Origin of the sequence: Roseateles albus, from assembly GCF_028595345.1 — a bacterium.
GTDB classification, from domain to species: Bacteria; Pseudomonadota; Gammaproteobacteria; order Burkholderiales; family Burkholderiaceae_C; genus Paucibacter_A; species Paucibacter_A albus.
Window position 1 is genome coordinate 277036 of sequence record NZ_JAQQXT010000007.1, and the last position, 23882, is coordinate 300917.

At 65.2% G+C, this 23882-nt stretch carries 21 protein-coding genes; 9 read left to right on the forward strand and 12 right to left on the reverse strand.

Going from position 1 to position 23882, the window contains the following annotated elements; all coding sequences use genetic code 11:
* The first annotated feature begins 3 nt into the window (after positions 1-3).
* Together PRZ03_RS13460 and PRZ03_RS13465 are read left to right on the forward strand one after the other, a co-directional pair.
* Positions 4-678, forward strand: a complete 675-nt coding sequence (locus PRZ03_RS13460; protein ID WP_273600765.1) for an alpha/beta hydrolase — start codon at positions 4-6, stop codon at positions 676-678.
* 3 nt (positions 679-681) lie between these two features.
* A complete protein-coding gene (locus tag PRZ03_RS13465; RefSeq protein WP_273600766.1) occupies positions 682-1179 on the forward strand; it encodes an LEA/WHy family protein in 498 nt (165 codons plus the stop codon).
* Positions 1180-1206: 27 nt separating this feature from the next.
* Here the strand turns inward: PRZ03_RS13465 and PRZ03_RS13470 are convergent, their stop codons facing one another.
* The gene (locus tag PRZ03_RS13470; protein ID WP_273600767.1) at positions 1207-1482 is read right to left on the reverse strand and encodes a hypothetical protein; all 276 of its coding nucleotides are present in this window, start codon (positions 1480-1482) and stop codon (positions 1207-1209) included.
* 305 nt (positions 1483-1787) lie between these two features.
* Here PRZ03_RS13470 and PRZ03_RS13475 point away from each other — a divergent pair, with 305 nt between their 5' ends.
* Complete coding sequence (locus PRZ03_RS13475; protein ID WP_273600768.1) at positions 1788-3761, forward strand: tetratricopeptide repeat protein; 1974 nt, start codon at positions 1788-1790, stop codon at positions 3759-3761.
* Between the two features lie 21 nt (positions 3762-3782).
* Here PRZ03_RS13475 and PRZ03_RS13480 read toward each other — a convergent pair whose 3' ends face one another.
* The gene (locus tag PRZ03_RS13480; protein ID WP_263532531.1) at positions 3783-5513 is read right to left on the reverse strand and encodes a diguanylate cyclase domain-containing protein; all 1731 of its coding nucleotides are present in this window, start codon (positions 5511-5513) and stop codon (positions 3783-3785) included.
* Positions 5510-6568 (reverse strand): extracellular solute-binding protein, encoded by a 1059-nt coding sequence (locus PRZ03_RS13485; protein ID WP_273600769.1) that lies wholly within the window; start codon positions 6566-6568, stop codon positions 5510-5512. The genes PRZ03_RS13480 and PRZ03_RS13485 overlap by 4 nt, the downstream gene beginning before the upstream one ends.
* A 221-nt stretch (positions 6569-6789) precedes the next feature.
* Here PRZ03_RS13485 and PRZ03_RS13490 point away from each other — a divergent pair, with 221 nt between their 5' ends.
* A complete protein-coding gene (locus PRZ03_RS13490) occupies positions 6790-6996 on the forward strand; it encodes a hypothetical protein (RefSeq protein ID WP_273600770.1) in 207 nt (68 codons plus the stop codon).
* Here PRZ03_RS13490 and PRZ03_RS13495 read toward each other — a convergent pair.
* Positions 6993-9605, reverse strand: a complete 2613-nt coding sequence (locus tag PRZ03_RS13495) for a cation-translocating P-type ATPase (protein ID WP_273600771.1) — start codon at positions 9603-9605, stop codon at positions 6993-6995. The genes PRZ03_RS13490 and PRZ03_RS13495 overlap by 4 nt on opposite strands.
* 106 nt (positions 9606-9711) lie before the next feature.
* On the opposite strand from PRZ03_RS13495, the gene PRZ03_RS13500 reads away from it, so the two are divergent.
* From PRZ03_RS13500 to PRZ03_RS13520, 5 genes are read left to right on the forward strand one after another with little or no spacing between them, the layout of a single operon-like run.
* Complete coding sequence (locus PRZ03_RS13500) at positions 9712-10110, forward strand: DUF1924 domain-containing protein (protein WP_273600772.1); 399 nt, start codon at positions 9712-9714, stop codon at positions 10108-10110.
* Between the two features lie 10 nt (positions 10111-10120).
* A complete protein-coding gene (locus PRZ03_RS13505) occupies positions 10121-10600 on the forward strand; it encodes a diheme cytochrome c (RefSeq protein ID WP_273600774.1) in 480 nt (159 codons plus the stop codon).
* On the forward strand, positions 10572-11315 hold the full coding sequence (locus PRZ03_RS13510) for a cytochrome b/b6 domain-containing protein (protein WP_273600776.1): 744 nt from the start codon (positions 10572-10574) through the stop codon (positions 11313-11315). Before PRZ03_RS13505 ends, PRZ03_RS13510 begins: the two co-directional genes overlap by 29 nt.
* A gap of 26 nt (positions 11316-11341) precedes the next feature.
* The gene (locus PRZ03_RS13515) at positions 11342-12016 is read left to right on the forward strand and encodes a winged helix-turn-helix domain-containing protein (RefSeq protein WP_273600779.1); all 675 of its coding nucleotides are present in this window, start codon (positions 11342-11344) and stop codon (positions 12014-12016) included.
* Positions 12016-13386 (forward strand): ATP-binding protein, encoded by a 1371-nt coding sequence (locus PRZ03_RS13520; protein ID WP_409993960.1) that lies wholly within the window; start codon positions 12016-12018, stop codon positions 13384-13386. Before PRZ03_RS13515 ends, PRZ03_RS13520 begins: the two co-directional genes overlap by 1 nt.
* Here the strand turns inward: PRZ03_RS13520 and PRZ03_RS13525 are convergent.
* From PRZ03_RS13525 to PRZ03_RS13560, 8 genes are all read right to left on the reverse strand, one after another.
* Entirely contained in the window at positions 13383-16109 is a 2727-nt protein-coding gene (locus PRZ03_RS13525) for a hypothetical protein (protein WP_273600780.1), read from the reverse strand. The genes PRZ03_RS13520 and PRZ03_RS13525 overlap by 4 nt on opposite strands.
* Positions 16110-16263: 154 nt before the next feature.
* Entirely contained in the window at positions 16264-16647 is a 384-nt protein-coding gene (locus PRZ03_RS13530; protein WP_273600781.1) for a hypothetical protein, read from the reverse strand.
* Positions 16644-17024 carry a hypothetical protein gene (locus PRZ03_RS13535; RefSeq protein WP_409993962.1) on the reverse strand — a complete coding sequence of 127 codons (381 nt, stop codon included), beginning with the start codon at positions 17022-17024 and terminating at the stop codon, positions 16644-16646. The genes PRZ03_RS13530 and PRZ03_RS13535 overlap by 4 nt, the downstream gene beginning before the upstream one ends.
* Positions 17025-17100: 76 nt before the next feature.
* Positions 17101-20250: an efflux RND transporter permease subunit gene (locus PRZ03_RS13540; protein WP_273600783.1), complete on the reverse strand. Its 3150-nt coding sequence runs from the start codon at positions 20248-20250 to the stop codon at positions 17101-17103.
* An 8-nt stretch (positions 20251-20258) separates the two neighbouring features.
* Positions 20259-21383 (reverse strand): efflux RND transporter periplasmic adaptor subunit, encoded by a 1125-nt coding sequence (locus tag PRZ03_RS13545; protein ID WP_273600785.1) that lies wholly within the window; start codon positions 21381-21383, stop codon positions 20259-20261.
* Entirely contained in the window at positions 21380-22015 is a 636-nt protein-coding gene (locus PRZ03_RS13550) for a hypothetical protein (protein ID WP_273600786.1), read from the reverse strand. The genes PRZ03_RS13545 and PRZ03_RS13550 overlap by 4 nt, the downstream gene beginning before the upstream one ends.
* Entirely contained in the window at positions 22012-23145 is a 1134-nt protein-coding gene (locus PRZ03_RS13555) for a TolC family protein (RefSeq protein WP_273600788.1), read from the reverse strand. The genes PRZ03_RS13550 and PRZ03_RS13555 overlap by 4 nt, the downstream gene beginning before the upstream one ends.
* A 280-nt stretch (positions 23146-23425) precedes the next feature.
* Positions 23426-23785 carry a hypothetical protein gene (locus PRZ03_RS13560; RefSeq protein WP_263532546.1) on the reverse strand — a complete coding sequence of 120 codons (360 nt, stop codon included), beginning with the start codon at positions 23783-23785 and terminating at the stop codon, positions 23426-23428.
* Positions 23786-23882 lie beyond the last annotated feature (97 nt).

Sequence of the window (23882 nt, forward strand, 5' to 3'; positions counted from 1 at the left end):
ACCATGACGCTTCAAACCATAGAACTCTGCCCCGCCGTCCAAGCCCCCGCCAAAGCCAGCGCCAGCATGATCGTGCTGCACGGCCTGGGCGCCGATGGCGCCGACTTCATTCCCATGTGCGATGCGCTCGATTTGTCGGCGGTTGGCCCGGTGCGCTTTGTGCTGCCGCGCGCGACCGAGCGACCCATCACCCTCAACAACGGCTACCGCATGCGTGCCTGGTACGACCTCTACGGCATGGAGCTGCAGCGTCGCGAAGACGAGGCGGGTTTGCGAGATTCGATCCGCGAGGTGCATGCCCTGATCGACATCGAACGCGAGCGCGGCGTACCCGCCCACCGCATCGTGCTGGCCGGTTTTTCACAGGGCTGCGCGATGACGCTGCTGGCCGGCCTGCGCTACCCCGAGCGCTTGGGCGGCTTGGTGGCCATGTCGGGCTATCTGCCGCTGGCTGCCAGCACCGCGGCCGAGCGCCATGATGCCAATGCTCTGGTGCCCATCTTCATGGCCCATGGTCGCCAGGACGCGATGGTGACGATGGCGCGCGGCATACATGCGCGAGACACGCTGACGGCGCTGGGCTACAAGGTCGCCTGGCATGAATACCCGATGGAGCACTCGATGTGCATGGAAGAGGTGACCGAGCTGAACCATTGGCTGCTGAAGGTCTGGGGCTGAAGCATGGCTGCGATCAAGACTTCATCGGCGCGGCGCAGCTTCTTGCGCGGTCTCACGCTCGGCCTGCTTCCTTTGGCCCTGGTGGGCTGCGCCTCGCTGGGGCAGCGGGACGCCTTGAAGGTGACGGTGGCGGGGCTGGAGCCCCTGCAGGGCGAGGGACTGGAGCTGCGCTTTCTGGTCAAGCTGCGGGTGCAAAACCCGAACGATGCGGCGGTCGAGTTTGACGGCGTGGCGCTGGAGCTCGAACTCAACGGCAAGAGCTTGGCCAGCGGCGTCAGCGATCAAAAAGGCGTGGTGCCGCGTTTCGGCGAGACCTTGCTGGAAGTGCCTTTGACGGTATCCGCCTTTGCTGCCGTGCGCCAAGCGATGGGCATGAGCGATGCGGCGGAGCGGGGTGAAATGCCTTACACCGTCAACGGCAAGCTGGCCGGAGGCCTGTTTGGCAGCGTGCGCTTCAGCAGCAGCGGCAAGTTGACCTTGCCGAGAACTGCTGCTCGCTAGACGCGAAGGCGAAGGCGAAGGCGAAGCCTACTTGCGCAAGTTCTGCTCCGCCGTACAGGTCACGGGCCTGCCGTTTTCCTGCAGCTTGGGCGTCACGGCGGTCGTCACGTTCGGCAGCGTAGCGTTGCTGCTCTGACTCTGGAAGATCAGATAGACGATGCCGTCAATGCAGGCTTCATTGACGATATTGCGCAGCACCGTGCCGCTGCTGTTGAAGCTGGTGCGGAATTTCACTTCTTCGGCGGCGCCGGCCAAGCCGACGCTGCAGAGCAAGACCCAGCTCAAGGCCATTTGTTTCATCATCTTCAACCCTTGTTTGCGTTCGACTCTTTGCGCTCAAGACTGGCCAAGCATGGCGAATCACAGCTTGGTCTAGGCCATGGCCCGGTCGGCCCATGATGAGGATAGCAGCCGAAGCGGGCGCCCAGCTCAGTGCCTGGCCGGCGGCGATTTTCAAGATCGCGCCCCAGGCGCCGGCTTGGCAGGCCGGTCAAGCTATCAGCTGCGCCAATTCCGGCGACTGAGCCGGCCGGCTTTGTGTTAATTTGCTTCCCTGCGCCCGAAGCGGGCGCTTGGGACAGCAGTTTCTGAACCTCAGGGTGGCTTCGATGGCATTAGCAAATGAGTTCACTTTGTTCCCGCTGGAGCACGATGTGCTGGCGGCTGGCGAACTGCTGAACGAGCGCGCGGACTGGAACTCGCGGCTGTACGTCGCTTGGGGGCTGCGCCAGCTCAATAGCCCGCAGGCGCTGAGCCTGGCCAACGGGCTGCAAGCGGAGCTGGAGCAGGAGGCGGAGCAGGTCGCTTTTGTCGACCCAGCGGCGCTGAGCCATATGCGCGGGCGCCTGTTCCTGATCCAGGCCGAGGTGGCGATTTTGACCATGCGCCTGGACGAAGCCGAGCCGCTGCTGGCCAGGGCGCAGGCCGAGTTTGCGGCCTACCCGAATGCGAGCGCCCAGGCCGATTTGCACAGCTTGCGCGCCAGCATGCATGTCGACCGGGGCGAAGTCGACGCGCACCGCGAGGCGATGCAGAACGCGGTCGACCTGGCCGATCAGGCACAGGACAGCGAGCGCCAGCTCTACTACCGCGCCAGCCTGGCCAGGTCGGACCTGTTCCGGGATTTCGAACTGGCCCGCATCACCTGGTCGGAGCAGTTACCGCACAAGGTCGACGGCCTCAGCCCGCAGTGCAGCGCGGCCTTGGCCGACTACCGGGCGCTTGAGCATGGCCTTGCATCCGACTATCTGGAAGCTGCTCGCTGGCTGAACCTGGCCTATGAAGCCAGCCTCGAGTCGGGCCAGGTGCGCCGCGCCATCGCCGTGGCCTCCAATCAGGGCTACACCTACACCCAGATTGCCGACTTTGAGACCGCCTTGGCATGGCTGAAGAAAGGCCTGGCCCTGGCGCGCAAGGTGCGCTGGCCGGGCTCGATCGGCATGTGTCTGGCCCACACCGGCGAGGCGCTGCGGCGAGTCGGCCAGACCGGTTCCGCGCGCGAGCTGTTGCGCGAATGTTTGCAAACACTGTCTCAACACCCGAACAGCCACACCTCGATGCTGGCGCTCAACTACCTCGGCCAGACCGAGCTGGATGAGGGCCATTTCGAGGTCGCCCTGCAGCATTTTGAGATGCTGGGCGAGCGTGAAATGCAGGCCCATGCCTCGGACATGCGCAACAACGTGGTCTTGGGCCGGGCGCGGGCGCTGATGCATCTGAACCGGCTGGACGAAGCCCGCGAGGTTGCGCTAGAGGCAGCCAAGGCCGCTGCCGTGCAGCAACAAAAATCAAGCCTGGTGGAGCTGCGCCAGCTGCTGGCGGAAATCGAAAAACGCAGCGGCGGCACGCCTGAGGCGGTGCTCAACTGGCTGAATCTGGCGCTGGAGCAAGCGCAAGCACTGGAAGGCTTCCAGGTGCCGCCCAGCCTCTTGGACGCCGCCGCCGAAGCCCTCGACCAAGCCGCTCGCCCGCAAGAGGCCTATGCCATGGCCAGGCGGGCCGCCATTGCGCGCCAAAACAGCTGGAATATCTCCGCCAAACATGCACGGCAACAGATCGAAATCGCCCGCAATGAACGCCAACATGCCCGGGCCTTGGCGCATGCCAAGGAGACTCGGATGAACAAGCTGCAGACGGCGCATGAGGACTTGCAGCAGTTGGTAGTCCTGAGCCGCGAGCTGTGGCGCCAACCCAGCCCCGGCATGATCTTCACCGCCCTGGGCCGCGCGCTGCGCTCGGTGCTGGGCGTTGAGCTTTTAGCCAGCTACCGGCCCGACCCTGCCGGCCGCGCGCTGCGCCTGGGCGAATCATCCAAGGGCGAGCATGAGGATCTCGCGCTGAGCGTGGCGCTGGATGATCCCAGCCACCCCTGCGCGGCTTGCAGCCGCGATTGGTCGGAGCGGCAACAGCCGCTGGCCTCGGGCCTGACGCGGGTTTTCGCGCCCATGGTCGGCGACGACGCCATCCCCGGCGTGTTGGTGCTGGACCTCGCTCATGGTCAAGCCTGGGGCGCCCGCGAGCAAGGCATCTTGCGGCACCTGAGCACCGACGCCGCACTGGCCTTTAAGCGCAGCCTGGCCTGACATGCCCGGTCGCTTGAGCGGCTACTGCGCGCCCGAGTAAAAACGCACGCCGCCCTGCCCGACCACCTTGGCCTCATACATGGCCTTGTCGGCCTTGGCCATGATCTCGATGCGCGTCTGGCCGTCCTGCGGGTAGCGGCCAATGCCTATGCTGGCCCCCAGGCTGAGCTCCTGCCCTTGATAGGAGATTGGCGCGGTCAGCCCGTTCAGAAGCTTGTCGGCGATGCCCAGCACATGCTCCTCGCCGGTCTGCGTGTCCAGCAGCACCACAAACTCGTCGCCGCCCAGGCGTGCCACCGTGTCGACCTCGCGCATCATGCCCTGCAGGCGGCCCGCGATGATTTTCAGAACGGCATCCCCGGCGTCATGGCCATAGCGGTCGTTCAGCTGCTTGAAGCGATCCAGGTCGATGAAGAGCACACTGATGCCGCCACCGTGGCGCCGCGCGTTGGCGATGGCTGCGTCCAGCCGCTCTTCCAATAGACGTCGGTTCGGCAGGCCGGTCAGCATGTCATGTTGGGCCAGATGCTCCAGCGCCTCCTGCTTGTGCAGCAGGTCGGCCAATTGCTCGGTGATCTGCGCCTGCATGCGCGCAAAGCTGCGCGCCAGGCTGCCAATTTCATCCTTGCGCGCCAGCGGCAACGGCCCCGAAGGCTGGCCCTCGGCAAAGCGCTGCGCCGCCGCGCTGACCGCGTTGATGGGCCGCGTGATCGCGCGCGCCAAGCCTACCGCCAGGAATAGACACAACAAGCACAGCAAGGAGACGATCTGCAGCAGCTGTTGCGCCAGGGGCTGGCTGCGGCTCAAGACATCGGCCAGCGGTTGCGCGACGCCCAGCACCATGCGGCTCTCGTTCGAGCGCACCTTGATGGGCTGGCCGATAAAAGCCGCCACCCTCGGCGGATAGTCAGCGTCCTTGCCTGCGGTCTCGAACACCGCGGCATTGACTTTGCCGCTGACGACCTCGGCCGTTTGCGGCATTTCGTCTTGTATCAAGGCCCGCTGGCCGCGGTCGAAGCCGAAGGTCTTGCTGGCATCCGGATGGATCAAGATGTCGCCTTCGCCATTGACCAAAAAAACCTGGTAGCCCGTCGGCAGATCGGCTTGCAGCAGTGCGAACATGCCTTTCAAATCGATGTTGACGACGATCAAGCCCAGCGCCTTGTCTGCGCCTTCGGCCCTGACCGGCATCGCCAATTGCAAGGTCGGCTGCTCCTGCCCCGCATTGGGGCCTAACTCATGGTTGATGCTGACCCGTGACAGATAGGTTTCACCGGTGTCCAGCTTCAAGGTGTCGGCCACATACTCAAAATGCCCCTTCTCCTGCAGCGCATCGCCGCTGACACGCAGCAAGCCGGATTGAGCACTGTCGACCCGCACTCGCTCCAAGCCATAGTCACTGGCAGCGATCAGGCGCAGCTGAAAGTAGGAGGGGTTGGCCCGCATCAGCTGGGCGAACAGGGTGGCCATTTGATCCGCCGCTTGATCCGCCGCCGGGCCCGCATCAGCAGCTCGCAAGGCCTGCAGCGCGGCCGGATGAGTGGCCAGCACTTGCAAATTGCGGCTGATCTCCTCGCGGCTCAGCGTGATGCGCCGCGCCAGCACACGGGTCGAGGTCAGCAACTCTTGGCGAGCCGACTTGAGCAAGATATCGCGGCTGGCTTGATAGGCATAGAAGCCACTCATGCCGGCCGCCACCACGCCCACCACCGCCAGCAGCACGCCCAGCTTGAAGGCGATGCCGTACTTCATGGCGCCAACACCTTGGCCGCCCGGTCGCCCGACAGGATGCGGTGCCAGAGATGATTGCGGCGCGCTTCGTTTTCCACCGTCTGCAGCCAGATCAGCTTGTCACCTGCTGGATAGTCGGGCGTTTCTTGCGTCGTATTGCCCAGGCCCTGGCGGCTGCTCAGCAGCTGGCTGGCCGACTCGCCCAGCAAATGATTGATCCAAGCATGGGCCAAGGGGGAATTTTGCTGGGCGGCCAGACTGATGACCCAGCAGTCCAGCCAGGCCAGCGCGCCTTCTTTGGGAATGACGTAGGCCGCGTCCACGCCCGCCGCCTTGAGCAGCAGCAATTGTTGACGGCCGAAATTGGCGAACATCAGCGCCGCCTGGCGGCTCTTGAACAGGGCCACCGATTCTTCCGGCTGGGTGTAAAAGCCCGCCGCATTGCGCCGCAGCGCGATCAAGCGATCCACCGCCGGCGCCCAGTCCTTGTCACTCAGCCGGAAGGGCACCGGCAGATTCAGGGACTGCGCCGCCAAGGAAAAATTATGCGTGCCGCCGTTGTAGGCGACGACCCGGCGCGACAAGCCGGGGTCCCACAGCGCGGCAATGCTGTCCGGAGCCTTCTGCAGCTGCCGGCGGTCATAGATCAGCCCCATCTCGGCAAAAGCAAAGGGCACGCCCAGCACATCCTGGCCGGCGTTCAGGCCCGGGATGGCCGCCGCTTGACGAAAGCGCGGCAACTGCAAGGCCAGATTCGGGATCAAGGCGCGCTCAATCGGCGCCACCAAACCTTGGCCAATATAGCGCTGCAGCTCGGCGGTATTGACGGCGAAGACATCGAAATTCGCACCCTGCTTGGCATTCATCTTCTGCCACAGATCGAGGTCGGAATCGATCAGCGTCAACTCGACGCTGGCACCGCTGCTTTGCTCAAAGCTCTTGATGACCTCGGGCTCTGCATAACCCGGCCAGGCCAAGACGCGCAGGAGCGGCCTGCTTTGCGGCGCGGCGAGGGGGCGCCGGGACATCAGCCCCAAGCCCAGCCCCATCATCAATTTACGTCGCTGCTGTTGCATATCGCCTCTTTGGCCTCGATCTGCGGCTTAGAACCTCGCCTTCAACTCAGAGTGTGCCGTAACGCAGCGTTCAGACGCGGTTTCAGCACGACAAGATGTCGTTTACTGTTCACTTCTGCGCCTTTTAGGCCAGCACGGGCTCTGGCCCGCCCTTGCTGACCGCTGGGTCTAGGCCCACAATCGCCCTCGGCCAGATCCACATCCGCAGCGAGGAGTAGTTCATGAGCAAGCCGATTTCGCCCGCATCTCAAGCCAATCAACAGCAGCAACAGGCCCAAGTACAGGCCAATGCTGCCGCACAAAAATCCAACGCGGCCCGCCAGGCCAAGCAGGCAGCTGCGCAAGCGCAGGCCCCCGCTCCACCTCCTCCGCCCAAGCCCTCGCCTCCTTCTGCAAGCTCGGGCAACCGGCTCAATGAGGTCGCCTAAGGACGATTCAAGAACAGGCGCTTCAGCCCCTCCAGCAAGAGCAAGACCACGCCGCCCAGCAGCAAGGAGGCGGCCAATAACTCGGTCGGTGGCAACTCGAACTTGAACACCTCGCGCAGGGGCGCCAGACCCAGGGCCAGCGCCAGCAAGGCCGCTGTTGCCGCCACCATCCACCCCAACATCCGGTTAGGCCGCAGCCAGCCCGCGAGCAGCGGGCCGCTGTAGCTGCGGTTGGCCAGGATCAAGGCGATGTCACAAGCCACCAGGGCCACAAAGGCCAAGGCACGCGCCGGCTCGGGGGCCACGCCGTAAGACAGCAAAGCGGCAAACCAGCCGCCCACCGCCAGCAAAATCAGGCCGCCTTGCAAAAAGCTCCAGGCCAGCAAGCCTTTGGAGAACAAGGGCGCTGCCGGGTCGCGCGGCGGGCGCGCCATCACACCGGCCTCTTCGGGCTCGGCCTCGAACACGATCGAGCAAACCGGGTCGATCAGCAACTCCAAAAAGGCAATGTGCACAGGTGACAGGATCAGCGGCCAGCCCAAGAGCAACGGCAGCAAAGACAGGCCGGCAATCGGCACATGCACCGCCAGCACAAAGGCCATCGCCTTGCGAAGATTGTCAAAAATTCGCCGCCCCAGGCGCACTGCTTGCACGATGGCGGCGAAGTTATCGTCCAGCAACACCAAGCTGGACGCTTCGCGCGCCACATCGGTGCCGCGCCCGCCCATGGCGATGCCGATATGGGCAGCCTTCAGCGAGGGCGCGTCGTTGACGCCGTCGCCGGTCATCGCCACCACCTCGCCCTGCGCTTTCAACGCTTCCACCAAGGCGAGCTTTTGCGCCGGCTTGATGCGGGCGAACACCTGGGTGGCCTGCAGCTGACGGTCCAGTTCAGCGGCACTCAATGCGCCCATCTCGACCCCGGTTAGCGCGGCCGGGCTGTTGGCGAGGCCGGCCTGCGCGGCGATGGCCAAGGCTGTTGCAGGGTGGTCGCCGGTGACCATCAAGACCCGGATACCCGCAGCGCGGCATTCGGCAATTGCCGCCGGCACCTCGGGACGCAGTGGGTCGGCAAAGGCGGTCAGGCCCAGCAATTCGAAGTCAAAACCGGCTGGATCGGCGGGCCAAGGCACAGCCGGCCAGGGATGGGGCCAAGTGGAACGGGCAACGGCCAAGACTCGCAGCCCGCGCGCGGCCATCGCCTCGGTCTGCCGCAACAAGGCCTGGGTTTGTGCGTCGCTGCTGCGGCACAGGCCCAGCACCGCCTCAACTCCACCCTTGATCGCCACCACAAAGCCGGCGCCCTCGCCATCGTCACCAGCAGCAGCAGCAGCAGCAGCAGCAGCAGCAGCGGCCACATCGTCACGGCGCCACACATGGGTCATCGCCGGCAGTTCGGGGCTGAGCGCATATTCATGCTGCAGGGTCCAGCTCGGATGCTGTGCGGTGGCCGGCAGCTGAGCTTGGCCCAGCTCCACCAAGGCCTTCTCCATCGGGTCAAAGGGATCGCGCTCGCTGGCCAGCACGGCGTACTCGAGCAGCAGATGGAAGGACGCGGGCAAGGCCGGCTCATCCGCTTGCCAAGTTGACAACTCGCCGGCGCTTGTCGCATCTGCACCAGCAGCGAGGGTCAACTCGGCCACCGCCATCTTGTTGACGGTCAGCGTGCCGGTCTTGTCGGTGCACAGCACGGTGGCCGCACCCAGCGTTTCAATCGTCGCGGCGCGCCGACTCAGCACGCGCTGGCGCGACAAGCGCCAAGCCCCCATGGCCATGAAGACGGTCAGGATCAGCAAGAATTCCTGCGGCAGCATCGACATCGCCAGCGTGATGCCCGCCAGCAGGCCCGCCAACCAGTCGCCCCGCAGCAAGCCATAGATCACTACCAGCGCGGCACTCAGGCTCAGGCCCAAGACCGAGAACAGCTTGACCAAGCGCCTCGTTTGCTGATGCAGCGGCGTTGGCGGCGCCTCGATCTCGGCCAGCGACTTGCCAATGCGGCCCATCTCGCTGCGCGGCCCGGTGGCCGTGACACGCGCCCGCCCTTGGCCGCCCACCACCAAGGCGCCGGCGAAGACGCGGTGCTCCTCGGCTTCGGAGGGGCCCGGCGGCGCCCGCTTGGACAGCGGCAAGGATTCGCCGCTGAGCAGCGACTCATCGCATTGCAAGTCATTCGCCTCCAGCAGCAGCGCGTCGGCGGCCACGCGGTCGCCCTCGGTCAGCACGAGCAGGTCACCACGCACCACCTCGCGGCCGGCAATACGCTCAAGCTGGCCGTCACGAATCACCAGCGCACGCGGGCTGGTCAGGTCGCGCAGCGCCTCCAGCACGCGCTCGGTGCGCTGCTCCTGGCTGACGCTGATGATCACCGTCAGCAGCACAAAGGCCAGCAGCATCAAGGCCTCGCCCCGGTCGCCCAGCAGCAGGTAGATGGCGCCCGCCGCCAGCAGCAGTTGCAGCATAGGTTCGCGCGCCAAATCGGCCAAGATATGCCAGACCGTGCGCTTCTTCGGCGGGCTGAGCTCGTTGGGGCCATCCTCCAGCAAACGCTGCGCAGCCTGAGCATGGTTCAGGCCCGCAAAAGGGTCAATCTCGTCTTTGTTTTGCATGCAGATGATTGTCGACTTGCCCCAGATCAAGGCACTGATGTAGCGCAAGGCAGCGGCTGAAGCATCCTTAAGACTGCCCTAAGACTGGGCCAGCAAGATGCAGTTCATGAACACGCGCACACTCCTTTTCAGCGGGCTGCTGGCTCTTTTGACCGCCCTCGCCGGCTTGGCCAAGGCCGCACCTGCTGACTTGTTGGCCGAATACAGCGCCCAGGCAGGCCGCAGCGCCGACCCCAAGCTGGGCCAGCGCTTTTTCACCGTCACCCATGGCGGGGACTGGAGCTGCGCGTCCTGCCACCAGGCGCTGCCCAGCGCGGCGGGGCGCCATGCCGGCACCGGCAAGCCGATTGACGCCTTGGCGCCGGCCTTCAACCCCAAACGCTTCAGCGACCCCGCCAAGGTCGAGAAATGGTTTCGGCGCAACTGCAAGGATGTGCTGAGCCGCGAATGCAGCGCGGCCGAGAAGGCCGATGTGCTGGCCTGGCTGATCACGCTCAAACCCTGAGGAGAGCCACATGATGAGAACTTCACTGCTGTTGCCCTGGCTGGCCCTGACGCTGCTGGCCGCTGGCGCGGCTCATGCCGATGACGATGGCCGGCGCGGCGCATCCGTCCCCTTGCTGCCCAAGTATCAGCAAGAGTGCGCGGCCTGCCATCTGGCCTATCCGCCGGGCATGCTGCCGGCCGCGTCCTGGCAACGCTTGATGGCGAACCTGCCCAAGCATTTCGGCTCCGACGCCTCGCTGGATGCAGCCAGCGTGAACGAGTTGAGCCGCTGGCTTGTGGGCAATGCCGGCACCTACAAGCGCGTGGGCAACGCAGCGCCGCCCGCCGATCGCATCACGCGCTCGGCCTGGTTTGTGCGAGAGCACGACGAAATCTCCGCCGCCACCTGGCAGCGCGCCAGCATCAAGAGCGCCGCCAACTGCGCCGCCTGCCACACCACCGCCGAACAAGGAAACTTCAATGAACACCGCATCCGCATCCCCAAATGAATCGCCGCTGGCGACGCCGGGCCACCCGCCCAGCCGCCGCGTCATCGACGCACCGACCCGGGCGCTGCACTGGCTGCTGGCCTTCAGCTTCACCGGCGCCTACCTGAGCGCCGAAAGCGAGCGCTGGCATTTGCTCCACGTCACGCTGGGCTACACGGGCTTGGGCCTGGTCTTGGCCCGGCTGGCGTGGGGCTTGGTGGGGCCCAAGCGCGTTCGCCTGTCGGGCTGGTTCAGCAAGCTGCGCGGCCTGCCGCAGCAGTTGCTGGCCTGGCCGCAGGGCAAGGGCAATCTGCTCGCCAGCTACCAGGGGCTGAACACCTTGGCGGTGGTGGCGATACTGCTGGCAGCCCTGACGGCCGCGCTCAGCGGTGTCGGCTTGGAGCAGGCTTGGTGGGGCAATCGCTGGGAAGATGCACTGGAGGAATTGCATGAGCTGCTGGGCAATGCCAGCTTAGGCCTTGTGCTGGCTCATCTGGCCTTGATCGCGGGGGTGAGCCTGCTGCGCCGCCACAACCATGCCGGCCCCATGCTGAGCGGTCGCTCGCCCGGCAAAGGTCCCGATCTGGTCAAGCAGAATATGAGCCCGCTGGCCCTGCTCCTAGTTGCCGTGGTCATGGGCTTTTGGTGGTGGCAATGGCAGGATGCACCGTCCAAGTTGTCGGACCGCCCCGGGATCAGCGCCCGCCATCAAAGTAGTCACGATGATGACGATTGACGGCGTGCAGGCTCAATAATCAGCCCATGCGAATCCTGCTTGCCGAAGATGATGCCTTGCTGGGCGATGGCCTGCGTGCCGGCCTGCGCCAGCAGGGTTTTGTGGTGGACTGGGTGCGCGACGGCCTGGCCGCCGAGCACGAGTTGCGCGCTGAGGCTGCAAATTATGCGGCCGCCGTGCTGGACCTGGGCCTGCCGCTGAAAGATGGCCTGGATGTGCTGGCCGGCCTGCGCCGGGACGGGATCACGCTGCCGGTGCTGGTGCTGACCGCCCGAGACGCGGTGCCCGATCGCATTCGCGGCCTGGATCTGGGCGCCGATGACTATGTGATCAAGCCGGTCGATCTGTTCGAGCTAGGCGCCCGGCTGCGTGCGCTGGTGCGTCGCTCCGCGGGTCAGCCGCAAGAGCTGCTGCGAGCGCAGGATGTGCTGCTCGATCCGGCCGCCCGCACCGTGCTGCGCGGCGGCGCGGCGGTGAGCTTGTCGACCCGCGAATTCGATCTGCTGCAGGCCATGATGCTGGGCGCCGGCCGCGTGCTGTCGCGCGAACAGCTGGAGCAGCAACTCTATAGCTGGGGCCAGGAGGTCGACAGCAATGCCGTCGAAGTTCACATCCACCACCTGCGCCGCAAGCTCGGGGCGGATTTGATACAGACCGTGCGCGGTGTCGGTTATGTCTTGTTGCGTGAGGCAGCGCCTTGATGCTGCGCGGTCCAAAATCTCTGCAGGGGCGGCTGCTCGCTCTGGTGCTGAGCGCGGTGCTGCTGATCTGGCTGGGCCTGGCCGCCACCGTCTGGCTGGATGCGCGCCATGAACTCGATGAGTTGCTGGACGGCCATCTCGCCCAGGCGGCCGCCTTGCTGGTGGCGCAACAACAGGGCGAGGCGGAAAGCGACGAGCAAGCAATCGACGCCCCGACCCTGCACCGCTACGCCAACAAGGTCGCCTTTCAAGTTTTCCACGAAGGGCAGTTGCTGCAGCGCTCGGCCAATGCTCCGGCGACGCCGATGATTGCGTTTGACGAGGGCTTCCGCCAGGGTCTGCGCAGCACCCAGATCGAGGGCCAGCGCTGGCGCGTGTTCGCCGCCTTTGGGGCCGAACGCGATGTGCAGGTCTATGTAGGCGAACGCATCGATTCGCGTTTGGCGATCCTGTGGGCGGTCTTGCGCGGCGCGCTTTGGCCGATGGCGCTGGCCCTGCCCTTGCTGGCCATAGCAGTGTGGTGGGCGGTCTGGCGCGGCACGGCGCCGCTGCGCGAGCTCGGCAGCAGCCTGGCCGAGCGCTCGGCGCTTGATCTGGCGCCGCTGACTCCGGTGGACGCACCGACCGAAATGCTGCCGATGTTGCAGGCCATGAACGGCCTGTTCGAGCGCATCAGCGCGATGATGCAAGCCGAGCGGCGCTTCACCGCCGACGCCGCGCATGAGCTGCGCACGCCCATCGCCGCGATACGCACTCAAGCGCAAGTCGCGCTGACCGAGCCCGATGCCGAGTTGCGCCGGCATGCGCTGCAAGCGACCCTGCTCGGCTGCGACCGTGCCACCCGGCTGGTCGATCAACTGCTGACGTTGGCGCGGCTGGAAGGCGGCGAGCGGCCGCCCTGCCTGCCACTCGATTTGAGCGCATTGCTGCGCCAAGTGCTGGCCGACCTGGCACCGGCCGCCCTGCAGCGTAGGCAAGACCTGACCCTAGATATGCAGCCCGGGCCTGTGCCCGAGATCGCCGCCAACGAGCCCTTGCTGCGCGCCATGCTGCGCAATCTGATCGACAACGCGCTGCGCTACAGCCCGGCCGGCGCGCGCATCGAGGTGAGCTTGCTGCAAGCCCATGCCGGCCGGCTGCAGCTGCAGATCAATGACAGCGGCCCCGGCCTGACGGACGCCGAACTGCAGCGCCTGGGTGAGCGCTTCTACCGCGTGCTCGGCAATGAAGCCAGCGGCAGCGGCCTGGGTTGGTCGATCGTGCGGCGCATCGCCGAACTGCATGGCGCAGAGCTGCAAGTGGGGCGCAGTGAAAAACTAGGCGGCCTGGAAGTGCGGCTTGATTTCCGCGCGTCGGCGCAGCCAGATTAGTTCAAGCGCATCACGCCGGGATAAGGCTCGCTCTCGCTGATCAGTTGAGTGACGTCACGGCTGGACTGCTTGGCCGTCAGCACGTCCACCGTCACCAAGCGCCGAGCCGTATTGCGCCCGCCGGCGTCGTAGTCAAACACGAGCAGCGCCAGCACATTCTCCTTGGCCTCGGCCAAGTAGCCGCGCACCACCGAGCTGGCCGCATTGGCCGTGCGCAGGTCGGCCAGCAAGGCCACCGACTTGGCGGCGGGGTCCAACTTCATCAGCTTGCCGTTCGATGTACCGTAAGCCAAGACGCCGCTCTTGAGCGAGAAAATACGCGTCGAGGGCACATCGCTCAAACCGCTGACGAGCGGCGTTATCACCGGCTTGGCCTTGCACAAATCGGCGTCGGCCACGCCCTTGTCCACCTCGAAGATCGTGCCCTGGTCGGCATCGGCGAGCTTGGCCGTGGCCAGATACATGGCCTTGTTGGCGGGCGAGTAGCTGGCGCCATAGACGATGCGATGGGCGTTGCCGAAGCCAGCCTGCGCGGGGCCCAAGGCATCGGACCGAATAAAGGCCGCCGGACTATCAACACGCATGCAGGCGAGCGTGGCGTCGGCGTAGCCCTTGGCTGCATCGACATTGGCCTTCCAAAACGGCAGATAGAGCGCCGTACTGCCACGCCCGGCCAAAGCAAAAGGATCGGACGGAAAGCTGGTGTCGTCACAACGCTCGGCCTTCAGCGGCAGCAACTTGCCACTGCTCGCATCGATTTTGTTGAAAGCGCGACAGTCGCCGAAGCCGTCGTTCAAGTTGTAAACAATCGCCTCCCACAGGCTGCCGTCGTCGAGTTTGACCCGCTCTTGCGAGAACGCCTTGATGGCGCGATCCTGCGACACGCTGCGCAGCATTTGCTTGGTCTTCAAATCGAACCAGGCATAGCCCTGCTGTGAGGCCAACATGCCCGGGCCACCGGCATAGCCACCGACGCCCTCGTAAGCCTTATCGGCCCTGGGGTTCGGCGCGGGCGCGGCGGCCAACACGCGAGCGATGGCCTGGCCGTTGCCCAAGTCCAGCAGCGGGCCCAGCGGGTGGGCACCTGTTTTCGGATCGAGCGGCAAGCTCGTGGTTTTGCCGGTCGAGCGGTCGTATTTGTTCAGCACCGCCGAGTAGCCCTTCACCATCGCGCCGAACCAGACCACATAGCGGTCGGCCATCGGCTCGGTCATCGCAGCGCCCACCGCCGGGTCGCCCAGGAACAGACGACCGCTGCTGGTCATATCGCCCTTGGCCAGTATTTGCTGAAAATAGCCCGTCACCGGATCCAACTCCTCCAGCGTCGAATCGGCAAGACAAGGCACCGTGACGGATTCGCTGCAATCGGAGCTGAGATCGCCACCATTGATAAAGACGCGCCGCGACGCCAACGAGGATGTCGCACCATTGATGAACTTGCGCTCGGGATAAAAGTTATTGAGCATCGCATGCTGGGTAAAGAAGCCGTTGGCGGTGTAGTGGAAGATGCGCGGCGGCGAGTCGGGCACGGTGTCGGAGCCGTTCAGGCCGGAGCACATGGCGATCGAGTCACCGCCCAGGTTCAGCGGCAACAGGCCTTGCAGGCGGAAGCACTGCTCGGTCGCGCCGAAATAAAGCCGCGGCCCGCCATCGCCCCCGGCATAGAAGTCCAGCATGCCGCCACCGACGCTCTCGGTCGTCCAGCGGACGGCTTTTTGCCGACTGTCCCAATACAGCTGGCGGCCCAGATGCAGCAGCGGGTCGAAGGTGGAATAGCCATGGCTATAGGACCAAGGCTTGGCCAGATCGCTCGCATCGCCGGGCTTCAAGGCAAACATGCGGCCCATGATCTTGTCTATGGTCTTGCCGTCTATCGTGGCCAGATTGCAGTTGCGTGGCTCGGTCGGATTGCTGGCCAAGGACACATCGTAGGCGACGCCCTGCACGGCCATATAGACCACCGCTTTGCCTGCGGGGTCCAGGCCCCAGACCATTTCGGAGATCTGATCGTCGCCGTTATTGCGCAGCGAATCGCAGTAGTTGCCGCGCGATTTTTCGTAGTCGAAGAAGCTGTAGACCAGACTGTCCGACAGGTAGTCGGCACTCTTAGTATCGAGATTGATGTGAATCAGCGCACCTCGATCGTCGACGCCGCCGTAGCTGCTGCGCAAGAGCATCGCCTTGCCGTCCGGGCTCAGCAAAGGCCGCCTGAAGAAGCCGTTAGGCGCCTCGAATTCGAAGGTCTCGGCATTGATGCCCGTCACCTTGGGGTAGCTGCGTCGAGGCAGACTCTTGAGCAGGGTGAGCTTGTCGGTGGCCGGGTCGAAGCTGATCAACATGCCCAACTTGTCCGCGCCGGCACCGTTCAGGACCGCGTAAAACTTGTTATCCGCGCTATTGAAGACCAGGCCGTGGCCGCTGGACTTGATGCCGTGAATCCACGCCGTACCCTCGAACTTCGCGTAGGCGGTCGCTGCCGCACTGGACTCCAGCGGCAACTCGTTGATCGCCCCCAGCAAGCTGGCCCCGCCGTCCACGCTGCTCAACAGCAGCGTCGGATCGGCGACCACGACGGGCGGCGGTGGCGGCGTGACCACCGCGACCTCGTCCTGATGACCGCCATGGCTGCAGCCCACCAATATCGCGGCGAACAGGCTGCCCGCCCAGCGCGACAGCCGAGACAGCGATGCAGAAGAAAAAGGCCGGGAATGCAGCAGCATCATGAACACCCTCCATTTGCGTACGAAGTGAGTCACAAATAGTCGGGCCGCACGCATGGCCAGATGCCCTGAAATCAACGGCAATAGCAGCCCTTTTGCAGCGATACCTGGCCCAGCGCGTCGACAAGCCAGGCGGCAACCACCCTGCTCATCTAATCTAGCGGCTCAAGCCCAGCTTGAGCTCAATCGCTTGATCCGATTTGTTCGACCACATCCAGCAGTAGTCCTGCTCGCTGACGATCTTCAACAAACCCGCAGCGGCAGTGGCACCCTCTACCTTGGCCGGGTAAGTGACCTTCTCGCCTTCATGAAAGTGAATGTTGAAGTTCAGCGCTCGCTCGGCACCGAACTGCCAGCTGACCGGCCTGGCTTTGTCCAGCTTGCCGCAGATTTCGACAAACTTGCCCGCAGCCAGTGGCTTGGCATGCTCAAACCGCCCGGCTTCGTTCCATTGGATCTCGATCAGCTCGGCACGCACTTGAGCGCCGAGCAGCGCAAGGCCGAGCGCCAAGCCGGTGGTCAGCGCTATCGGTCGCTTCATTTGATCGCAAAACGGACCGTGACCGTTTTGCCTTCAACATTGTTCAAGCTCGCCACAACCTTGGCGCCGCTGCCGATCTTGATGCCCTTGGCTTCAAGCTTGTTGTCGCCCGCCGGCCTGATCTCGGCCTCGGTCTTGGCGGCGCCGTTCAACACCGTCAGCTTGCCGCTGATGCCCGCCGAGCTCATGGGCTCGTCATGGTCGACCAGATAGATCAGCGCGCCATCGGCCAGCACGACCAGCTCGAAGCTGACGTCATTGGCGGTTTGCACCACGCCGCCATGCTGTGGTTTGGCGCTGCCATGAGCCATCGCGTTAGTGAGGGTCAAAGAGCTCAGCCCCAATGCCAGGGCGAGTGCCCAAAGTCTTGCTTTCAACATTTTGATTTCACTCCATCGGATGCGGCGCCTTTGAGCAGGCGGCGCCGCGAGACCTGCATTCTCACTCCAAGCTTCAGAACGCTTCGCGCTCCGGCGCGCCGGCGTCGCTGCGCTCGCCCGCTTCGGTTTCTTGCAACAGTCGCTCGGTAGCGTTGCGCCCGAGCCGCCAGAACAAGAGTGGCGTGAGCAAAGTATCGAGCAGGGTCGAGCTGATCAGGCCACCGAAGATCACCACCGCCACCGGGTGCAGAATTTCCTTGCCCGGCGCATCACCGGCGAACAGCAGCGGCGTCAGCGCGAAGGCCGCCACCAGCGCCGTCATCAAGACCGGCGTGAGGCGCTCCAGCGAACCCCGCACGATCATCTTCTGATCGAAGACTTCGCCTTCGAATCGGCACAGATTGATGTAGTGACTGATCTTCAGGATGCCATTGCGCGTCGCGATGCCGGCCAGCGTGATGAAGCCCACCATGGTCGCCACCGACAGGCTGACACCGCTCACCCACATCGCCGCCACGGCGCCGATCAAAGCGAGCGGGATATTCGCCATGATGATGGCCGCCAGCACGGCCGAGCGGTAGCGCGAGTAAAGCACCAGAAACATCATCGTCAGCGAGACGAGCGAGAGGCCCAGGATCAAGCGCGTTGCCTGCTCCTGCGCCTGGAACTGCCCCTCCAGACTGACAAAGCTGCCCGTGGGCAGATTGGTCTTGGCGACCACCTGGCGGATATCTGCGATCACATGGGCCATATCGGTTCCGGCAGCGCCGTCGGTATTGGCATAGACGACGATGCGGCGGCGTCCGTTCTCGCGGCCGATCTGGTTCGGCCCGTCGGATTCTTCGACCGTCGCGAAGCTGGAGACCGGCAAGCGGCCGGCCGGCGTGTCAACCAGCATGCGGGCCAAGTCTTGTGGCCCGCGCTGGCCATCGGCCAAGCGCAGCACCAGATCGAAGCGACGCGGGCCGTCGACGATCTGCGCGGCGTGGGCGCCATCGGTCAGCACCTGCAGCACGCGCACCGCTTCGCCCGGCGACAAGCCGGTCTGCGCCAGTCGGCGCGGATCAATGCGCACCAGCACCTGCGGGATCAAGACCTGCTTCTCCACCGTCAAGTCCACCAGGCCCGGAATGCCAGACAGTCCGACCCGCATCTGCTCGGCCAAGCCGCGCAGCGTGTCGGTGTCATCGCCGTAGATCTTCACCGCGATCTGCGCGCGCACACCGGACAAGAGATGGTCGAGCCGGTGCGAGATCGGCTGGCCTATCGCCACTTGGGCGGGCAGCACGGCCAACTGAGCCCGTATCTTGGCCATCACCGCCTCGCGGTCCACGGCCTTGCCGCCGCGCGCCAGGTCCACATCGATCTCGGCCGAATGCACGCCCTCGGCATGCTCGTCGAGCTCGGCGCGGCCGGTGCGCCGGCCAACTTTCGTCACCTCCGGCACCTGGCTGATCAGCTGCTCGGCCAAGGCGCCCATGCGATTGGACTCGGCCAGCGAAGTGCCGGGGTTGAACAAGAGCGAGAGCACCAAACTGCCCTCATTGAAAGCCGGCAAAAACGCGCGCGGGAAGAAGGGCACGCTGGCCACGGCCAGCGCCACTGCGAGGCCGGCCGCCAGGATCAGGGCGCGGGCGCGCGGGAAGGACCAATTCAAGAGCTTGGCATCCCAGGCCTTCAACTTCAGCACCAAGGGGCTGTCGCCATGATCGAGGCGCTTCATGCCCGGCAGCAGATATGTGCACAGCGCCGGCGTCACCGTCATCGACACCAGCATCGAAGCCAGGATGGAGACGATATAGGCAATGCCCAGTGGCGAGAACAAGCGCCCTTCGATGCCGGGCAGCGCGAACAGCGGCACAAACACCAGCACCACGATGACGGTCGCATAAACGATGCCAGAACGCACCTCGACACTGGCCTGGCGCACCACCTCCAAGATCGGCCGCGGCTGGGCGGCGGCGCGGTTGTCCTTCAGGCGGCGCAAGATGTTCTCGACATCGACGACCGCGTCATCGACCAACTCGCCGATCGCGATCGCCAGACCGCCCAGCGTCATCACATTGATGGACTGATCCAGCCAGCGGAACACCAGCGCCGTAACGGCCAGAGACAGCGGAATGGCGATCAGCGAAATCAGCGTCGTACGCGCCGACAACAAGAACGCAAACAGCACGATGGCCACCATGATGGCGCCGTCGCGCAGCGCCTCGCTGACGTTGCCTATCGAGGCCTTGATGAAGTCGGCCTGGCGGAACAAGACCACCGGTGCCGCCAAGCCCTGCGGCAGGCCCGGCTTGAGTTCAGCCAAGGCCGCTTCGATCTGGCCGCTCAGGCGCACCGTGTCGGCGGCCGGTTGCTTTTGCACGCTGACGATCACCGCCGGCGCGCCCATAAAACCGGCATCGCCGCGCTTGACTGCGGCCGCGAAGCGCACCGTGGCCACCTGCTCCAGCAAAACGGCCCGGCCGTCTTTCCAGGCCACGGCAACGCCGGCCAGATCCTCTATCTTGTTGCTGCGGGCCAGCAGGCGAATCAGGTACTCACGGCTGTTCAGATCGACAAAGCCGCCGCCGGCATTGCCGGCATAACCGCGCAAGGCCTGCTCGAGCTGACTCAGCGACACGCCCAGCTGCGCCATCCGCAGCGGGTCAGGCTCGACCCGCATCTGCCGCACCTCGCCGCCGATCGGGATCACCTGCGCCACACCGGGAATCGCCAGCAAGCGCGGCCGCAGCACAAAGTCGGCGTACTCGCGTGCCTGCATGGGCGAGGCCTTGCCGTCCAGCGGCAGCGCGATCAGCATCACCTCGCCCATGATGGACGAGACCGGTCCCATCGTCGGCGTGACACCGGCGGGCAAGGTTTCGCGCAACTGACTCAAGCGCTCGGCCACCAGTTGGCGGTTGCGGTAGATATCGCTGCCCCAATCGAACTCGGCATAGACGACGGACAGGCCAACCCCCGATGTCGAACGCACCCGCGTCACGCCGGGCATGCCGGTGAGCGCAGTTTCCATGGGGAAGGTGATGAGTTGCTCGACCTCCTCGGGCGCCATGCCGCCGGCCTCGGTCAGCACGGTGACCACCGGCTTGTTGAGGTCAGGGAAGACGTCGATAGGCGTGCGCCAAGCTGTGATGGCGCCGGCCACCATCAGCAAGGCCGCAAAGGCCAAGACGAATAGCCGGTTGTGCAGGCTGAATTTAACGATCCAATTGAACATGGCTCGGCCTATCTAATTTGCGCGATCAAGGCGGCGCCTTGAACGACGACGCGGTTGTCTGGCGACAAGCCGCTGGTCACCAAGACCCGGCTCGCGTCCAGCGGCTGCACTTGCACCGGCATGGACAGATAGCGCTCGGCGCTGAGCTTGATCCAGACCACCCGCTCATTGGCCGGGTTACGCACCACCGCCTCGGCCGGCAAGACGATGCCTTTGCGACGTTCCTTCAGTGCCACCACCAGCTCCACCGGCTGGCCCAGCGCCAAGCTGCCGCCACTCAATTGGGCCTTGAAGCTCAGCGGCAAAAGCCCGTCCCGCAAGGCCAGCGCACCACCCAGAAAGTGCAGCTTGACACCCGGCAATCCGGCGAGCTCGGCGCCCGCAATATGCGCGGCCAGCGTAGCGTCTGGGGTGCTCGCCTCCACCATCAGGCGCGCCGGGTCGACCACTTCGACCAAGACCTCGGAGGGCTCGACGACACGCCCCACTTGCAGCTCGCTGCGTGCGATCACGCCAGACACCGGCGCGCGCAGCGGCGCACGGGCATCCAGGCTGGCGGCAAAACTCTGCTCCCGCGCAGCCAATGACTGGGCCTCGACCCGCGCCGCCGCGATGTCCTTGGCCGGCACCGTGCCTTCGAGCGCCTCCAAGCGCTTCACCCGCTGTTCCGCCAGTTCACGGCCAGCGCGCAGCTCGGCGCGCTGTGCCTGCTGCGAGGCGACGGCGAAGGGATCGGCATGATGGCGCACCCAGGCCAGGACCTCGCCCTGCCGCACCGCTTGGCCGGGCACAGGCAAACCTTTGGGCCCGGCTTCGATGCGGCCACCATGGGTCGCTTGCACGCGCCCGCTGGCGTTCGGATCGGCGACCACACGGCCGGGCAGCAGCAGCGTGGCGGCCGCTTCGCTCTCGGGGGCCAACACGGTTCTGATCCCCAAACGGCGCTGCGCTAGCTTGGGCATATTGACGCTGCCATCGGCCAGCCGAGCCAGACCATCGGCAGCGGCCACCGTCGGCGCATCCAGGTGCTCACCGTTCGGGCCATGCGCGCCCGGCCCGGCCTGAGCCGGCAATACGGCCAGCACGGGCCAAAGCAGGCAAGCGCTGATAAATTTGCTCGTCAATGCCTTCATGCTTGTGCTCCCGAGTTCATGCCAAGTTTTCTGGCTTTGCGCACGCGCACCCAGCCGACCAGTGCCAACAGCAGCACGCCCCCGCTCAACCAGCGCGCCCAAGCCGGGAAGCGACTCTCGCCGTGGCCGAACTCGGCATCGTGGTCCAGCCCGGCAGCATCTGCGGCCGAGGTGCTCAAAACGCCATCCAGCAAGTCGGTTTCAGCGCCGGCCACGATGGTGATCAGCAATGGATGCTCGCCAGGTGTGGCGAGCAGCTTGAGCAGGGCCGGGTCGCTCAGGACATAAGCGCCCGAGTCGGCCTGAAATTTGGCCTTGGCCTTGAGCGCGCCGGATTCCACTTCGACCTCGGCCTTGAGCACCGGCTCATTGCTGGCGAAGCGGTCGATCATGAGGGTCAACTCAGCAGCCCCAAGCCGGGCGACAAGTTCGAATAAATCGGTCTGGGCTTCGACGCGCGGGCCTGCCGCAAGCGTAGCGCCCGCCGCCGGCGCTTGATCGAGATGCTCGCCGTTCGGACCGTGGGCGCCAGGGCCGGCCAAGGCCCAAGTGGCGGCCAGGCTGCAACAGACGACGACACAGGCTTGGCGGATGCGCGCAAGCCCTGCTGCTTGAAAAAGAGATGTATTCATGGAAAAAGGCCCAATGTTTGTTTGACCCGCGCCTGCGCCAGCGCATGGGCGGTAGCTTGACGTTCGGCTGCGGATTCGGCTTGCGTGGCGGCACCGAGGGCACGCAGCAAGTCGGGCAGCGAGGTTTCGCCGAGCTTGAAGGATTTGTCGAGCAAGCGCGCCCGCTCGCGCAGCAAGCTTGCGCGCTCACGTTCGGCCGCGGCTTGCGCGGCGGCTGATTGCTCGCGAGCGCGTGCAAGGGCTTGCTCGCCTTCGATCTGCAGGCGGCTGCGCTGGACAGTTGCGAGGGCGAGTTCTTGTTCGGCCAAGGCCGCCGCCAACTGCTGTGTTTGCTGCGGCGGCTCGCTGCCCAGAGGAAGACGCAAGCTCAAAGCCACACTGCTTTGCGCCGACTGGCCCTGACCGGGCTGCTCTTGGCGCATGCTGATGCCCAGCTCCGGCGGCGCGCCACGCTGCGCCTTCCCGAGCGCCACACGCTGGCGCGCACGCTCGACGCTCAAATCGGCGAGCAGCAAGGCCGGATGCTCTGTCGCTTGCGCCCCGTCCTGCGGCGCAAGCAAGGCCTCCGCTGCCGGCTCGACATGGAAGCCGGTCAGCAGCTGCCAAGTCGAGCGAAGCGCCAACAAGTTTTGCTCCGCCTCTGCCAGCAGCGAGCGCGCCGCCAGCCATTCGGCCTTGGCGGCCAGCGCGTCGGCCGGAGCCAGGTCACCGGCTTGCACCCGTCGCGCCACGTCGAGAGACAGTTGCTGCAGCAATTGCGTCTGCGAGTCGGCCACCGCCACGTCGGTTTGGGCGGCGCGCAAACCACCACTGAGCTCGCGCAGCTGGCCCAGCAGCCGCCAGCGGGCCGCGCGCTCTGCGGCCAGCGCCCAGTCTTGCTCGACCTGCGCCGCTTGGGCGCCCAATTGGCGTTGCCCGGGACGCCACAGCGGCAGCTGCAAGCCGATTTCGGTTTCACGCGCGCCTGCCGCAGCCGAGCCACGACCTTGGCGCTGCGACATTTCGAGCGCCGGCGCGCCCGCCAACCAGGCATCGGCGACGCGCCGCTCGGCATGGGCAATGCCGAGCTGACCGCGGCTTTCGGCGGACTCAAGACTGCGCGACCAGGCCGCGTCCAGCGCTTGCGCCAAGGTTGGCCTGACGGTCGAAGTAGTAGAAATAGAAGAATGGCCAGAGTCGGCCAAAGGCTGGGCGAATGCCGCCGCAGCAAGGCAGGCACTAGCGAGCAGGCTCAGCACAGCCGAGCGAACGCAACTAGGCCCTATCCGAGGATGGGTTTTCACGATAGTCCTGACAGAGACGAGAGCGGCAGGTGCTGACGCTAGGCCTTGGCCCAAAGCGTCTCTCAAAGACAGGAGTTCCTGCCGCCGAACGAAGGTTGCCCGCCGAGGCGAGCATTTCACTTGCGGTTCAGGCGCTCAGTCGCGGTGGTCGCTCAAGACCGGCCAGAAATGGCAGCGGCGCCGCAATAGGAAGCGGGGCCGAGGGGGCGACCAGGCCCAAGCCGGGCAGCAGTCTTGCCACCACGGGCAGCAGCGCCGGCGCATGCACGCAGGCGTCATCGATCAGATGCTGGGCCGAAGCCTGCGACTCATCCAATTGAAGCTCGGCATGGTCATGGGCGGCATGGTGATGCGCCGCACCCTCGAAGTGCAAGCTGGCATGCAGCTTTTCACTCGGACTGGCCATCAGCACCGCCGCACCCGCGCAGCTCAGCGCCTGCCAAAACAGGCAGAACATCAGCAAGTAGGCGGTGAAGCGGCGGTTCATGGGCGGCGAGTTTAGCGGAAGCTTCGCAAGAGCGCCGCCAAGACCGCTCAATTCCGGACTTTCTCCGGAGCAACCCTGATTACCATGACGGCGGAAA